A 14893-nucleotide genomic window follows, 5' to 3' on the forward strand; every position below is an offset into this window, starting at 1 on the left:
TGGCTTGGTAATTTGATCAAATTGTTACTACCGGATCAGATTGGGACGCAAGCGCATTTTACTGCGCCGCTCGCCGGGCAGGTGGCGATTGAGCCGATTGTTGATCAAACCAAACACGCCGACGATGATCAGAGTGAAGATGATGAAATAGAAGGCGAGGATGGGATAGGGGATGAAGGGATTGAAGGTTTTGTCAGCAAAATAGCTGGCATAATACAGCGCGTCGCCCTTCTGCCGCCAGGCCGGGAAGCCCGAAAAATAGACCAGCGTGGTGGCGTGAAACAGAAAGATCGCCTCGTTCGTATAGGCGGGCCAGGCCAGTCGTAGCATGGTCGGCCAGACGATCCGGCGAAAACGCGGCCAACCCGACATGCCATAAGCATCGGCGGCTTCGACATCGCCTTTGGGGATCGACAGCAGCGCGCCATAGAAAATCTCGGCCGTATAGGCCGAGGTGTTCAGGAACAACACAATCAGCGCGCCCAGCCAAGCCGCGGTGAACGGGTCAAAGAACGGATGCACGCCTTTGAGGTTCAAGAACAGGAAGTAGGCAAAGAAGAACTGGATGAACAGCGGCGATCCGCGGAACAGGAAAATGAACCATTCCGCAGGTTTGCGGTAGAGACGGTTGGAAGACGCCTTTCCGATGGCCAAGGCTGAGGCAAAGAAGAACCCGGTGATCAGGGCCAGGACACCGAAATAAATGTTCCAGATCATCCCCGACCCGATCAGGGTGAATTGTTCGCACAGCGTGAAATCGGTCTTGGGCAACAACCGTTCGCCGATGCCGATGCTGCGCAGGCCGTAATCCTGAATGGTTTGCCAGCAGCTCATGCGGCGGCCTTTCGCTGGGCTTCGCCGCCCGCTGTCGCCTGACCAAAGGTCAGACGCTTCATGATCCGGTCGAGCACGATTTCGGAGATACGGGTAAAGCCAAGGTAAAACACCAGCAAGAAGAGGAAGTACCACATCCGCCAGTCACCATGCGGATAGCTGGTAAACCGCGATGTCTTGGTGCCTCCCAACTCACGCGCCCAATAGACGATATCTTCGACGCCCAGCAGGAACAGCAAAGGCGTGGCCTTGATCAGGACCATCCAAAGGTTCGACAGGCCGGGCAGGGCATAGACCCACATTTGCGGGACAAGGATGCGCCAGAAGGTCTGGCGATGTGACATGCCATAAGCCTCGGCGGTTTCCAGTTGCGGGCGCGGGACGGCGCGCATGGCGCCAAACAGCACATTGGCGGCAAAGGCTCCGAAGACCAGCGCAAAGGTAATGACGGCAAGGAAGAACCCATAGGTTTCATGCATCCATTCCGGTGATGTGCCCAGCGGCAGCTTGGCCTGCGGACAGACCAGGAAATCGTTGCCCTGACGCACAGGATCGGTCCAGTCCGGGCACAGGATCTGGTGCCGGGTCCATTCGAACATCTGATCAAGTGCGATGACGAAGAACAGGAAAAAGGCAATGTCGGGAACACCCCGGACGATCGCGATATAGCCCTTGCCCAGCCAGCGCAGCGGCAAGACCCGCGAGCGCGAGGCCATGGCGCCCAGAAAGCCGAAGCCAAGGGCCACCGGTGCTGTAATCGCAAGCAGTAAGAGGACCTTCACGAAGGACAGGTAGAACGACATGTGCACGCCGTTGGACAGGTAGCACGAAAACCAGCCAAAGGTGCCAAGCGTGTCAGGGTCTGAGCAATAGGAGAACATTTGCACCGGGAGCGGGCGCGCTGACAGGCCAGTGGCCTGTCAGCGCCATGTCAGGGGCAGGCCCGCGCAGAATGCGCGGGCCTGCGGTGGCACTGCAATCAGTAGGTTTGCGTTTCTTCGCCGAACCACTTGATCAGCAGAGTGTTCAGTGTTCCGTCCGCTTTCATCGATGTGATGGCCGCATCGAACTTGTCGCGCAGCTCGCCATCGGATTCGCGCAGGCCCATGCCGACACCGCCACCCAGTGGTACCGGGTCACCGACGAACATCAGCGCGCCGCTCGATTCTTCGACCAGCGGCACAAGATAGTCGCGGTCGGCCAGAACCGCATCTGCTTCGCCGTTGCGCACGGCAGCGATGGTTTCTTCGGGTGTGGCGAATTCGACCAGGGTCGCGCCGCTTTCGGCGACATAGCCGGCCTGAATGGTGGCGGTCTGCGCGGCGACAACACCGCTCATCACGTCAACGCCATCGGCGGCAGCAACATAGGCAGAGGCGGTCGGCGGGAAATAATCCTGCGTGAAGTCGATGACTTCATCGCGCTCATCCGTGATCGACATGCCGGCGATGATGGTGTCGTAGTTGCCGCTGACCAGGTTCGGAATGATCGAATCCCAGTCATTTTTGACCCATTCACAGGTCAGCTTGGCCCGCGCACACAGCTCGTCGCCCACGTCACGTTCGAAGCCGTCGATCTCACCATTGTCATTGATGAAGTTGTACGGAGGATAGGCGCCTTCGGTGCCCATGCGCACGGTTTTTCCGTGGCCATCGGCCCAGGCCAGACCGGCGGTAAGCGCCAGAGCGGCGGTGCCAAGGATCAGTTTTTTCATTTTTGGTTACTCCCCTAGTTTTTTGAGTGGTTTAGGCTGCCTGCGTATGGGACAGAAAGCCCCGCAGGCGTTCGGATTTGGGTGCGCCAAACAGGTCCGCCGGTGCACCTTCTTCTTCGATCTTTCCCTGATGCAGGAACACGACATGGTCTGAGACGTCATGCGCCAGTTTCATGTCATGGGTAACAATGACCATGGTGCGGCCTTCGGCGGCGAGATCCTTGATCACGCGGACCACTTCCTGTTCCAGTTCCGGATCCAGTGCGCTGGTCGGTTCGTCGAACAACAGCGCTTCGGGTTCCATGCACAGGGCGCGGGCGATTGCGGCGCGTTGCTGCTGGCCGCCCGACAATTGCGCCGGATAGTTGTCGCATTTGTCGGCAATGCCGACCTTGTCCAGATGCGCGCGCGCAGCGGCTTCTACGTCTGTCCGGTCCAGACCCAGAACGTGGGTCGGGGCCTCCATCACATTTTGCAGGATGGTCATGTGCGACCACAGGTTGAACTGCTGAAACACCATGCTCAGATTGGTTCGGATACGCAGGACCTGTTTGGCGTCGGCGGGACGGCGGTGATCACCGGTTCCCTTCCATTTCACCGGTTCGCCTTTGAACAGGATGTCACCTTTCTGGCTGTCCTCAAGAAGATTGGCACAGCGCAGGATGGTGGATTTGCCCGATCCTGACGATCCGATCAAGGATACCACGTCACCCCGACGGGCGGTGATGTCGACCCCTTTCAGAACTTCGAGCATGCCGAAGTTTTTGTGAAGGTCGCGAATTTGGATCACCGGAGGGGTTTCTGTCACGGGCGCGTCCGTTGTTCATGAGTGTCTGAGGCGGTACTAGGGCGGAAAAAATGACCCAATGCAATGCGCAAAACGGTTTGAAGTGCGGGAATGCTGGCGGAAAACGCGCTTGCCGCAACGGCAATGCGTGGGGATCGGGCAGATTTTTCAGGCTTTCCCGGACACCAATGGCGGGCCCCACCCGCACCGCGCAAAGGGGCGGATAGGGCGCGCGAATTGATCCGGGTCGGGTTGCGGCGCGGGCAGGCCAGACCGGCCGGTGTTTATGCCCGCTCGGCCCGTTGGCGTGCGAGGGCGCTGTCGACGTCGCTGACGCCCAGCAGGCTGGCGATCAGCCGCAGCACGGAATCTTCTTCTTGCGAGCGTTCTCCATCGGCCAGCGCCACGGACCACGCGGATTCGATCACGGCGCGGCGGTCGTCATAGGGAACAGCATCCTTGATCGCGCGGGTAAAGCGCACGGTATCAGGGGCCTGGCTTTCCAGAGTTTCTGCCTGGTGGCGCAGTTCGGACGCGTCGAACGTGGTCATGTCAAACCGCGTGGAAATGATCCGGTCGATCCGGTCGATTTCATCTGCGGTATAAACGTTGTCAGACCGGGCAATTCGAACCAGCAACGCCGTCAGCGCCAGCCGCGCATCATCGTCGTTCAGGGGATCGGGGTCGGGCGCCGTCAGGCGAGAAAGAAAAGCTCGAAACATGATCGAAGATATAGGCGTACCGACCGCGCACGCCAAGTCGCAAATCGCCGACGGGTGCATTCAGTCAGGTGTGTGACCTGACAGGGCAGCGACCTTGGCAATGGCTTTGGCCCTTGCGTTTACGTTATCGACCTTGCTGAGGCCCATGGCTTTGCGCGCTTCTTCGACAATGCGCAGTTCGCCTTCTTTCTGCTCACCATCTGCCAGCACGACTTCCCACAAGGCTTCCAGTGCGGACAGGCGGTCTTCCAAGCCGGTGGTTTCGCGGATCAGTTTGCCAAACGTATCGGTTTCGGGGGCGGCAGCGTGCAGTTTTTCGCATGTTGCGCGCACCTTGGCCGCCTCGATCGCGTTGTGCTGGTAGAGCCGTGCCAGAATGCGGTCGATCAGGCTGATCTCTTCTACCTGATAGTCCCTGTCGGCCTGTGCCACGCGCACAAGCAACGCCCCCAGTGCCAGTTCGGCATCGGGATCGGGCAGGGACGCCTGTTCCTGGGGGCGGAACGCCTGAAAGAACCTTTTTAACATGTCGCAAGAAATACCCCATATTTTGCGTCTCGCCAAGCCTGAACCACCGCTCATAGCCGGTTCAGGCTGGGAAAATGCAATGTTGGGGGTCACATTGCGGTGCGAAATGGTGCCAATTTGGTGTTTGCACTGCTAGAGTCCAGATGAAGTTCCAATCCTGGGCTGTCAGGGGCGGAATCAGAGAGATGACAGTGGCATGTTGAAACGGTCTTACAGGACGCTGCGCTATGTCGGCAGTGGGATGCTTATGCTGGCCATGGCATGGCCTGAACCGCTGCTGGCGTTTGACGACTATACCGGTCCCTTAGGGGTAACAACCAGGGTTTACGGGCAGTTTTCGCCATCTTACTTGTCGGTGCGGGACGGTGGCCAGGTCACACGGACTTTGGCGGACAACTCAAACTCTGTCAGCCGGGTTGGACTTATCCTGCGTCGACCGTTCGAGGTGGGCGAGTTCCAGTTTCGGTTTGAGACGGCGATGGGGTTTCGTGAATCCGGAAAGGTTTCTCAGCTGGACCGGGGGGATCCGTTTGATTGGGACGAATCTGATATCCGGTTTGTTGATACGGCGTTTCAGATCAACAAGCGCGGTCTGTTTTCGTTTGGACATGGCAGCATGGCGACGGATCAGGTGGCTTCGGCGGACCTGTCGGGGACCAAACTGGCAAACAGCGTGTCTGTCCCGGATATGGCTGGGGGCATGTTTTTTCGGAATACCTCCGGAGCCTTGTCGGCCATCAAGGTCAAATCGGCGTTCAACACGTTTGACGGTGTGCGCCGTGCCCGGTTGAGGTACGATTTTCGGGCGCGGCGCGGCATAACGCTGTCGGTTTCAGCCGGTGCGGAAATTCTTCAAGACGATAATGACGAAGAAAACTTTGATGTGGCCGCCACCTATATCGACACGATCGGAAAATTTGACATTCAAGGTGCCGTTGGCGGCAGCATAACAAACCAGAACAACCGCCGGACCCGCAAAGATCTGGTCGGATCAGTCTCGGTTTTACACAAGCCGACCGGCATCAGCGCGACGGTGGCAGGCGGGCAGGGCAGTTCGGGCGGTTTGTTTACTTATGCCAAGATCGGGCTGCAACGAGATTGGTCGCAGTTGGGCCCTACCGCACTGTCGTTCGATTATCACTACGGTCAGGACATCGTCGTTAATGGGTCCATTTCGCAATCCTGGGGGGTGGCCGTTGTCCAAAGGCTGGAACGCCAACAAATCGATGTGTTCTTCGGATATCGGGGATATGCGCTGCAAGGTGTCGGGGTGAGTTTGCAGGATGTTCATGCAATTCAGATGGGCGCACGCTGGCGGTTTTAAGGTAGAGGTGTGTTACGCCGCTGCAACAAATCTGGCGACACTTGACCTTCGTCATTCCAAAACCTGACCAAGACCATAGCTAGGTAACAAGATCCAATCCCCAAACCATGTGAGGTCTCTCATGCTAGATCATTTGTTCCGGACTTCGGCCCTTGCCATCGTTGTTGGTGGGCTGGCGACTACGGGTGCTGCAGAAATGAAATATGAGAACGACACCGGTGGGCATGTTCGTCTGTACGGTCAGTTTAACCCGGCCTATCTGTCGTTTGACGATGGTTTGTCGAACACCAGCGCTGTTGTGGACAACCAGAACTCGAACTCGCGCGTTGGTCTTTGGGTGGTCCAGCCGTATGGCGACACGACCTTCAGCTTCAATTTCGAAACCTCACTGGGTCTGAAGAAATCTTCGCTCCTTTCGCAGAATTTCACACCAGATGATATCAACTGGGAACGTAGAGAAATTCGTAAAGTCGATTTCAAGCTGGAAACGGCAAGTGCGGGAACATTCTATCTGGGCCAGGGGAGCGTTTCGAGTGACGGGGCGTCGCATTCGGATTTGTCTGGAACCACCCTGGTCGTATACAACTCGATCGGCGACTCGACTGGCTCGTTTTTTCTGCAACCGGTCAGTGGCGGCACGGCGCGGCCCGTGATTCAAGCGTTTCCCAACTATGATGGCGGACGGCGTTTGCGGGTTCGCTACGATTCTCCTGAAATTCTTCCCGGTCTGAAGCTGTCGGCCAGCTACGGTGAAGAAGTGCTGATTTCTGCTGTCGATCTGACCACCAGCAACGCGGCGCTGTTGTATTCGCGCAAAGTCGGTGCGTTTCAGATGAAAGGTGCACTTGCCCATTCGGTCATCGACCTTGGTCTCGGTGCCAAACGGCACGACACGATCGGATCGTTCAGCGCCTTGCACGAGTCCGGGTTCAACGTGTCGGTCTCGGCCGGTGATCGGCGCGAGGATGGTGATTATGTATACGGTAAGCTCGGGTACCTGACCGATGACTGGTTCAACGTCGGCCAGACCGCGTTGGCGATCGATTATTACGATGGGTCTGATCAGACCGTTGCAGGGTCCGAGTCTGCATCGGTTGGTGTGGCGGTCGTACAGTCCTTCGATGATCTTAACCTGGAAGCCTATCTTGGGTATCGCACCTATAGCCTGAGCGAACCAGGCGTCACGTATCATGACGCGTCATCGGTAATGTTCGGGGCGCGTTGGAAATTCTGATCCGCGCGATGGTGCCAGCATTGGCTCTGGCGCGAAGCCGGTATGACAAACGGGGCGATGCGCGTGCAAAGCCCCTTGCACAGCAGCGCCGGGACCAATAGAAGGCCCCAAATTTGCTTGGGTGTGCGCCGTGTGCGCACCCTTTATAGATGGGGAATACTGATGCAGGTCACCGAGACGCTGAACGAAGGTCTGAAGCGCGGTTACGCGATCACCGTCACCGCTGCCGAGCTGGATGAAAAAGTCAACGAAAAGCTCGTTGAAGCCCGGCCCGAAGTCGAGATGAAAGGTTTTCGCAAGGGCAAGGTTCCGATGCCGTTGCTGAAAAAGCAGTTCGGTCAACGTCTGATGGGCGAAGCCATGCAGGAAGCCATCGACGGCGCGATGAACAAGCATTTCGAAGACAGCGGTGATCGCCCCGCACTTCAGCCCGAGGTCAAGATGACCAATGAGGACTGGAAAGAAGGCGATGACGTGAACGTCGACATGTCTTACGAAGCGCTGCCGGCGATTCCCGACGTTGACCTGAAAAGCGTTGTGCTTGAGCGTCTGGTTGTCAAAGCCGATGATGCAGCCGTGGACGAAGCTCTGGGCAACCTGGCCGAGACCGCGCAGGACTTTAATGCCCGCGAAGACGGTGCAGAAGCGCAGGACGGCGACCAGATCGTCATGGATTTCGTCGGCAAGGTCGACGGCGAAGCGTTTGAAGGCGGAGCCGCCGAAGATTACCCGCTGGTTCTGGGATCGAACTCGTTCATTCCGGGTTTCGAAGAGCAGCTGGTTGGATGCAAGGCCGGTGATGCAAAAGACGTGACCGTCAACTTCCCTGATGAATATCAGGCCGAGCATCTGGCCGGCAAGGAAGCTGTGTTTGCCTGTACCGTCAAAGAGGTGAAGGAACCGGTTGCTGCCGAGATCAACGACGAATTGGCCACCAAGTTTGGTGCCGAAGACCTGGCCGCCCTGAAAGGTCAGATCGCCGAGCGTCTGGAAGCCGAGTATGCCGGTGCTGCCCGCGCTGTGGTTAAGCGCACGTTGCTGGACAAGCTGGACGAACTGGTCAGCTTTGACCTGCCGCCGTCGCTGGTCGAAGCCGAAGCCGGTCAGATCGCGCACCAGCTGTGGCACGAAGAAAACCCCGAGGTCGAAGGCCACGATCACCCCGAGATCACGCCGACGGACGAGCACAACTCCCTTGCCGAGCGCCGTGTGCGTCTGGGTCTGTTGCTGGCCGAACTGGGTCAGAAGGCCGAGGTTGAAGTGTCGGACGCCGAGATGACTCAGGCGATCATGAACCAGGCGCGTCAGTACCCGGGTCAGGAGCGCCAGTTCTTTGAGTTTGTCCAGCAGAACGCTCAGATGCAGCAGCAGTTGCGCGCGCCGATCTTCGAAGACAAAGTCATCGATTATGTTCTGGAGCTGGCCGAAGTGACAGACAAAGAAGTGTCCAAGGACGATCTTCAGGCCGCTGTCGAGGCGATGGAAGAAGAATAATCCGTCCCCCTTTTTCGGACGGAGACTGGATTTAAGGGCCCTTCGGGGCCCTTTTTCGTTTCTGACCGGATTCTTTTGCGGGGAGTATTCCCGGAATATTCACACGCGAATTGTTTTGCAAAGTTGTGCTAGCATCGGCGTGCAACGAGGGAGAACTGGAAATGATGAAGAAACTAATGGCCGAGTTTGTCGGCACATTCTGGCTGGTCTTTGGCGGCTGCGGCAGTGCCGTACTGGCCGCTGGCGTGGCCGATGTCGGCATCGGCTGGCTGGGTGTCAGCCTTGCTTTTGGTCTGACGGTTCTGACCATGGCTTTTGCCGTCGGCCATATCTCGGGCGGGCATTTCAACCCTGCGGTTACACTTGGGCTGGTTCTTGGCGGGCGTCACGACGCCAAGGAAATGGTGCCCTATTGGGTTGCGCAGGTCGCAGGGGCCATCTGTGCGGCCGCAGTGTTGTACATCATCACCTCCGGCGCACCTGACTTTGCCGGGACCGGTGGTTTTGCCACCAACGGGTTCGGTGAATTGTCGCCGCAGGGCTTTTCGATGGCGTCTGCATTGCTCATCGAGATCATTTTGACGGCGTTTTTCCTGATCATCATTCTGGGTGCGACGTCCTCTGGTGCTCCGGCGGGTTTTGCCCCGATCGCCATCGGTCTGGGTTTGACGCTGATCCACATGATTTCAATCCCTGTGACCAACACGTCGGTCAATCCGGCGCGTTCAACGGGTGTGGCACTGTTTTCGGAAACAGCAGCGATGGGACAGCTGTGGTTGTTCTGGGTTGCTCCGCTGGTCGGGGCCGCTTTGGGTGCGATCATCTGGAAAGCGATGACCGACTCTGACTGACAAAACTGAGGCCGGGCTTCAGGAACGGAGCCCGGTTTCCACCAGAAGGCCAAGGCGCTTGGCCTCGTAATAATATCCGCGCGCATACCACTGCATGGCTTCGGCCTTGTTCCCGCCAGACACCAGATAGGCACCGCGCAGGTATTTTACCGCAAATTCAAGATTGGTATCGGCATCCAGCAGATCGTCTGGCTTGCCACGAAACCCCATGCCCTTTGCGGTTTGGGGCAGGATTTGCATCAGGCCATAGTAGGGTCCATTCCGCGCCCAGGGGCGGTGCGTGCTTTCACGCACGATTTGCGCGTGGACCAAATCGCGCGGCACTTCGTAATGATCCGACCATTTGTTGATCGAGGCCCGCAACTCGGGCGTTTCATTGGGATAGAGCGGCGGATCGTACGGTGCGTTGCGCGTTGATTGGGTGACGCGTTTGCCGCCACAGGCAGACAGGACGGCGCTGGCACCGATCAGGGTCAGGACAGTGCGGCGGGACAGGTTTGGCATGATCACTCCGACAAGCTCGATTTTCGCAGAGTCTACCGGGCATGTGTGGCGGGACAAGGACTGGATTTGGGCCAAGCGGGGGTTTGCCTAAGGTCACGACAGGGCAGGCCTTGCCCTCGAACGATCCGGAGCGCAGGTTGACCACACCGACGCTTAGGGAGGCCGACATGCCATACAACAACTTCACCCGCGAGGGGTTTGCAGCTTTCAAGGCCAATGCCAGCGCGGGTCCGATCCAGATGCTGAACTTTGTCCGATTGCGCGAACAGGCGGTCTATGATGACGGAACTGTCGCAACCGGCCCCGAGGCCTATGCAGCCTATGGCCGGCTCACTGCACCGCTGCTGGTCAAGGCCAAAGGCCACGTGGTCTGGCGCGGTCAGATGGAACAGATGGCCATCGGACCCGAGGATGAGGTTTGGGATTTGTGTTTCATTGTGGAATACCCCACCTCCCAGGCGTTCATCGATATGGTCAGCAGTGCCGAATACCGCGAGGCAGTGGTGCACCGTCAGGCGGCGGTGTCGGATTCACGCCTGATCCGTATGGCACCACTGGCGGCGGGGCAGGGGTTTGCCACAGACACCACCGACTAGCACATAAAGAAAAACCCCTGCCTTGGCGTGCAAGGCAGGGGGCATGTTCTTGTCAGCGCAGAGGGCCGGATCAGCTGGGCTGATCGTCCTCGGCAGGCTGTTCGTCAGCGGCGGGGGCGACATAGTCGTCGTCATCCGCAGCGGCAGACCCGATATCGTCGAACAGTTCTGCGATTTCGAATTCAGCCTGTGCTTCTTCTTCAGCAGCCAACTCGCGGATCGATTTGCCGGATTTCTGAAGCTCGGCTTCTTCTTCCGAACGCGCGACGTTCAGCGCGATGCTCACCATAACCTCGGGGTGCAGGTGCACTTCGACGTCATGCAGACCCAGGGATTTGATCGGCAGGCGGATGATAACCTGCTTGCGGTCGATCGAAAATCCACCCTCGGTGGCCACGTCTGCGGCGTCACGCGGGGTGACCGAGCCGTAGAGGTTGCCGCCGTCAGAGGCCTGACGAATCACGATGAACTGCTCGCCGTCAAGACGGCTGGCCAGATCTTCGGCTTCCTGCTTGGTTTCCAGGTTGCGGGCTTCGAGTTGGGCTTTTTGTTCGTCGAAGGCCGCAATGTTGGCTTTCGACGCGGTCAGAGCCTTGCCCTGCAGCAGCAGGTAGTTGCGTGCGTAGCCGGGTTTGACGTCGACGACGTCGCCCATCTGGCCAAGCTTGGCAACACGTTCCAGAAGGATAACTTGCATATCAGTGTCTCCTTACTTCACGGCATAGGGAAGCAGGGCGAGGAACCGGGCGCGCTTGATTGCACGGGACAGTTCACGCTGCTTCTTTGCCGAAACGGCGGTGATACGCGACGGCACGATCTTGCCGCGTTCGCTGATATAGCGCTGCAGCAGACGTGTGTCTTTGTAATCAATTTTAGGTGCATTGTCGCCCGAGAAGGGGCAGACCTTGCGGCGGCGGAAAAACGGTTTTGCAGCCATGGTTTAGCGTCCTTTCTTTCGGGTTAGTCGCGGCGTGGGCGGCGGTCGCCGCGGTCACGCTCGTCGCGTTTCTGCATCTGGATCGACGGACCTTCAGGGTGCTCGTCAACCTTGATGGTCAGAACCCGCATGACGTCGTCATGCAGACGCATCAGACGCTCCATTTCCTGAACGGCCGGCGCCGGTGCGTCGGTTTTCAGAAAGGCGTAGTGGCCTTTGCGGTTCTTGTTGATCTTATAGGCCATCGTTTTGACGCCCCAGTATTCGGACTCAACGACTTGGCCACCATTGTCGGCCAGAACGGTCCCGAAATGTTCAACGAGGCTTTCGGCCTGCGTGTTGGACAGATCCTGACGCGCGATCATAACATGCTCATAAAGCGGCATGTGCACTCCTGCTTTTATCAAGGCGCATTTCAAAGGTGGGGCCAATGATCCTTTCGCGGCCCCGCCACGAGAGACTGCGCGGTTCGGTATAGATACGAAAGGAACGCCTCATATACACGGTTTTGCCAATGGGGCAAGGCCAAAGGCGGGCGTTTGGCTGAGCAGGGCCTTGCCCGGTATTTTCCCCGTAGCTGCCCCATTCCTGACGCTTTGTTAACCAATAAGTTGAGTCAATCCGGGGCAAATCCCGGCGATAGATGACAAGGGACACGGGTGTTATGGACGCGGTGCGCAAACAAGGCCTTTCATACGTCAAGGCAGTTCAGAAAAAAGCCTTGGCACGACCGAAAGCGGCGCCGGATCTGGATGGCATGATGCCATTGATGATCACGTTCGAACGCAACTTGCCAGCTCTGTCGATCCTGTTTCAGATCATCGGCTCGGGTCTGGTGATTGGCTCTGCTGCGATGTGGGTGCTGCCGGGCAGCACGACGGCCGCCGATTTGGTCCTCATGAAATTTGGCGCTTCGGTCTTCATGCTGTTCTTTGGTCTTGCCATTCTGATGCTCAGCCATTCTGACAACCAGCCCGATGCATATTTTGACCCAATCCGGCGCGAGGTGCGTGTTTTGCAGAGATCCGAGAACGGACGCCCTCAGACCGTGCTGCGCCGCAGCTTTGACAGTCTGGGCAGCGCACGGTTCTCGGAAAAGACGCTCGAGCTTTATGATATGGATGGCAGCGTATTGATGCGGCTGAAAATCCAAAGCCCCGAAGTGCGTCATGCGCTTCGTCTGCAGCTGTGCAACTGTGTGCACATTTCTACATAAGCATCTGGGTTCTGTTCGTCTGTCCACAGAGTCTGTGGGTTAATGCCGAGTTGCATCTGACCTGTCCGAGGTCATGTTCCTGAGAGGATTTCAATCCAACTCAACGGAGCACTTTGTCAATGAAAACCATCCTGCTTGCCGCCGCCATCGCCACGGCATCAACGGCCGCCTTTGCCGCCCCCGAAGCCTATGTTCTGGACCCGAGCCACAGTCAGATCGTGTTCGAATACAACCACCTGGGCTTTTCAACGACCTATGGTATGTTCTCGGGATTTGAAGGCGAAATCGCCTTTGATCGCGAAAACCCTGCCGAGTCCAGCGTGACCGTGTCCTTTCCGGTCAGCACGATGCTGACAGGCTGGGAAGCCCGTTTGCAGCATTTCATGAGCCCGGATTTTTTTGCCGCCGCGGATGAGGAAATGGTCACCTTTACCTCGACCGCGATCGAAGTCACCGGCGAAAACACTGCGAAAATCACCGGCGATCTGACATTGAACGATGTCACCAAGTCGGTGGTGCTGGATGCCAAGCTGAATCAGGAAGGCAGCCATCCGATGGCCAACAAGCCGTGGGCGGGTTTTGATGCGACCGCCACACTTGTCCGTTCTGAATTCGGTCTGGGCAAATTCGCGCCCTATGTCAGCGATGAGGTCAACGTGATGATTTCGGTTGAGGCAATGAAGGCTGAGTAAGCCGCTAGACCGATTTGAGTGTACGTAAGACCGCCGGCTGTCAGGGCCGGCGGTCTTTTTTGTGTGTTACGTCAATTGCCAGTGCCGCGCGTTGCGGTCAGATTGACGTTGACCGAAACGCCAAACCCCAGCGCGCTTTCGTCCGGCATGTTCGCGCCGATGTTAAAGTCCTGACGGTTCAGGGTCAGGTCGCCTTGCATGGTTGCTGTGTCGCCGTCGAATTCAAGCGTGAAGGGCAACGTGGCGAGAACCTCGGCCCCTTTGATGGCAAGTGGACCTTTGGCGACAAACCCGTCTTCCAGCTTTTCGATCTGGGCGGTGAAACTGGCTGTCGGGAACTGATCGCTGTCAAAAAAGTCGGGGCCCATCGCCTGATCCGTGACCGATCCCAGCGTGAGCGAAGGAATTGATACGGTGACAGTGACCTGACCGGCAGGGCCGGGAGCAGGCGGGTTGTCGAACTGGATATCGGCGGTCCAGTCGGCGAATGACCCTGTGACGTCATTGCCAAATTGCTGGACTATCAGGGTCAGATCGCCGGATTGAACGATCCAGTTCCCAGTCTCTTCCGCGCCTTCTTCCGGGGATTCGACTTGTTGAGTGTGTGTCACCTCGTGGCCAAGAAGACCCAGACCTGCGCCGGTACCGATGGCTGCAGCCCAGATGATCACGGCGGCAAGGGGTGGCAAAAAGCTGTGGGATTGGTGTGGCGGCTGCGGCGCTGCGCCGTCCAACGGAAGCATCCGGCGCAAGGTCGCATCGCGGTCAATTATGTGGTGTTTCAGCGCGCCCGCGATGTGCAACAGGACGGCGACCAGCAGAACCCGTTCAAATATAATGTGCAGGGCGCTGAACAGCTCTGCTACTGCTTCGTCCTTGGGGACAAAGGGCAGAGACTGGCCGAATGGCCACCAGATCGGGGCAAAGCCGGTCACGGCAGAATGGTGGATCCAGCCGGTCAGCGGAACAAGAACAAGCGAGCTATAGAGCAGCCAGTGCACGGTTTCGGCGGCAAACGCTTCCAGCTTTTTGTCAGCATTCAGCAAACCGGGGCGCGGCTGGGTCAGGGCCCAGCCGATTCGGGCAAGTGCCAGGAAGAAAATCGTGACGCCGACGGTCTTATGCAGCGAAAACAGGGTCGCGGTGCGCGTGATCAGATCCACCGTTGTTTCTATGCCGGGGTCACGGATCTGTTCCGCCAGGCCATTGGCGATGATCCCCAGTGGGATTACGGTCAGGATCAGCAGGGCAATCGACCAGTGAAAGAATTTGGCGACACCGCCATAGCTGGTGTCGGAATTGGCGAGGGACATGGGGAACTCCGGCGAAAAAAACTGTTGAAGTACCCTAACCAGCCGGGGCTGGCGGACAATAGCCCGGGCTGCACAGCCTTCGTGCGTCATTGCGGGCGGGTTGTGTGGGCGGGCGCGGCGGTCTAAACCGATGCAAATGAATAAATA

Annotated in this window: 18 protein-coding genes; 7 read left to right on the plus strand and 11 right to left on the minus strand. The window is 57.8% G+C overall.

Features of this window, described 5'->3' with window-relative positions; all coding sequences use genetic code 11:
• Window positions 1-27: 27 nt before the first annotated feature.
• The 6 genes from FOY56_RS06740 to FOY56_RS06765 form a co-directional block, all read right to left on the minus strand.
• Window positions 28-834, minus strand: coding sequence for an ABC transporter permease (locus FOY56_RS06740; protein ID WP_146345043.1), 807 nt, complete (start codon window positions 832-834; stop codon window positions 28-30).
• On the minus strand, window positions 831-1715 hold the full coding sequence (locus tag FOY56_RS06745) for an ABC transporter permease (protein ID WP_146345044.1): 885 nt from the start codon (window positions 1713-1715) through the stop codon (window positions 831-833). Before FOY56_RS06745 ends, FOY56_RS06740 begins: the two co-directional genes overlap by 4 nt.
• A 98-nt stretch (window positions 1716-1813) precedes the next feature.
• Window positions 1814-2548, minus strand: a complete 735-nt coding sequence (locus tag FOY56_RS06750) for a transporter substrate-binding domain-containing protein (RefSeq protein WP_146345045.1) — start codon at window positions 2546-2548, stop codon at window positions 1814-1816.
• 31 nt (window positions 2549-2579) lie between these two features.
• On the minus strand, window positions 2580-3356 hold the full coding sequence (locus tag FOY56_RS06755) for an ABC transporter ATP-binding protein (protein WP_281288799.1): 777 nt from the start codon (window positions 3354-3356) through the stop codon (window positions 2580-2582).
• 263 nt (window positions 3357-3619) lie between these two features.
• Entirely contained in the window at window positions 3620-4057 is a 438-nt protein-coding gene (locus FOY56_RS06760; protein ID WP_146345046.1) for a tellurite resistance TerB family protein, read from the minus strand.
• 60 nt (window positions 4058-4117) lie between these two features.
• Window positions 4118-4585, minus strand: coding sequence for a tellurite resistance TerB family protein (locus tag FOY56_RS06765; protein WP_146345047.1), 468 nt, complete (start codon window positions 4583-4585; stop codon window positions 4118-4120).
• Window positions 4586-4781: 196 nt separating this feature from the next.
• Here FOY56_RS06765 and FOY56_RS06770 point away from each other — a divergent pair, with 196 nt between their 5' ends.
• The 4 genes from FOY56_RS06770 (at window position 4782) to aqpZ (ending at window position 9488) form a co-directional block, all read left to right on the plus strand.
• The gene (locus FOY56_RS06770; protein WP_146345048.1) at window positions 4782-5909 is read left to right on the plus strand and encodes a porin; all 1128 of its coding nucleotides are present in this window, start codon (window positions 4782-4784) and stop codon (window positions 5907-5909) included.
• A 121-nt stretch (window positions 5910-6030) separates the two neighbouring features.
• Window positions 6031-7143: a porin gene (locus FOY56_RS06775; RefSeq protein WP_146345049.1), complete on the plus strand. Its 1113-nt coding sequence runs from the start codon at window positions 6031-6033 to the stop codon at window positions 7141-7143.
• Window positions 7144-7305: 162 nt separating this feature from the next.
• Window positions 7306-8637: a trigger factor gene (gene tig / locus FOY56_RS06780; RefSeq protein ID WP_146345050.1), complete on the plus strand. Its 1332-nt coding sequence runs from the start codon at window positions 7306-7308 to the stop codon at window positions 8635-8637.
• A gap of 161 nt (window positions 8638-8798) precedes the next feature.
• A complete protein-coding gene (gene aqpZ / locus FOY56_RS06785) occupies window positions 8799-9488 on the plus strand; it encodes an aquaporin Z (protein WP_146345051.1) in 690 nt (229 codons plus the stop codon).
• An 18-nt stretch (window positions 9489-9506) separates the two neighbouring features.
• On the opposite strand, the gene FOY56_RS06790 is transcribed toward aqpZ, so the two are convergent.
• Entirely contained in the window at window positions 9507-9992 is a 486-nt protein-coding gene (locus tag FOY56_RS06790) for a lytic transglycosylase domain-containing protein (protein ID WP_146345052.1), read from the minus strand.
• 167 nt (window positions 9993-10159) lie between these two features.
• On the opposite strand from FOY56_RS06790, the gene FOY56_RS06795 reads away from it, so the two are divergent.
• Window positions 10160-10588, plus strand: coding sequence for a DUF1330 domain-containing protein (locus tag FOY56_RS06795; RefSeq protein ID WP_146345053.1), 429 nt, complete (start codon window positions 10160-10162; stop codon window positions 10586-10588).
• Between the two features lie 70 nt (window positions 10589-10658).
• Here FOY56_RS06795 and rplI read toward each other — a convergent pair whose 3' ends face one another.
• From rplI to rpsF, 3 genes are read right to left on the minus strand one after another with little or no spacing between them, the layout of a single operon-like run.
• Window positions 10659-11285 (minus strand): 50S ribosomal protein L9, encoded by a 627-nt coding sequence (gene rplI, locus FOY56_RS06800; RefSeq protein WP_146345054.1) that lies wholly within the window; start codon window positions 11283-11285, stop codon window positions 10659-10661.
• Window positions 11286-11297: 12 nt separating this feature from the next.
• Window positions 11298-11525, minus strand: a complete 228-nt coding sequence (gene rpsR, locus FOY56_RS06805; RefSeq protein WP_068246410.1) for a 30S ribosomal protein S18 — start codon at window positions 11523-11525, stop codon at window positions 11298-11300.
• A gap of 23 nt (window positions 11526-11548) precedes the next feature.
• Window positions 11549-11911, minus strand: a complete 363-nt coding sequence (rpsF, locus tag FOY56_RS06810; RefSeq protein WP_146345055.1) for a 30S ribosomal protein S6 — start codon at window positions 11909-11911, stop codon at window positions 11549-11551.
• Between the two features lie 335 nt (window positions 11912-12246).
• On the opposite strand from rpsF, the gene FOY56_RS06815 reads away from it, so the two are divergent.
• Complete coding sequence (locus tag FOY56_RS06815) at window positions 12247-12741, plus strand: hypothetical protein (protein ID WP_146345056.1); 495 nt, start codon at window positions 12247-12249, stop codon at window positions 12739-12741.
• A gap of 119 nt (window positions 12742-12860) precedes the next feature.
• Entirely contained in the window at window positions 12861-13433 is a 573-nt protein-coding gene (locus tag FOY56_RS06820; protein ID WP_146345057.1) for a YceI family protein, read from the plus strand.
• A gap of 71 nt (window positions 13434-13504) precedes the next feature.
• Here FOY56_RS06820 and FOY56_RS06825 read toward each other — a convergent pair whose 3' ends face one another.
• Window positions 13505-14746, minus strand: a complete 1242-nt coding sequence (locus tag FOY56_RS06825) for a cytochrome b/b6 domain-containing protein (protein ID WP_146345058.1) — start codon at window positions 14744-14746, stop codon at window positions 13505-13507.
• Window positions 14747-14893: the final 147 nt, after the last annotated feature.

The sequence above is a fragment of the Falsiphaeobacter marinintestinus genome, from assembly GCF_007923355.1.
Classification (GTDB): domain Bacteria; phylum Pseudomonadota; class Alphaproteobacteria; order Rhodobacterales; family Rhodobacteraceae; genus Phaeobacter_A; species Phaeobacter_A marinintestinus.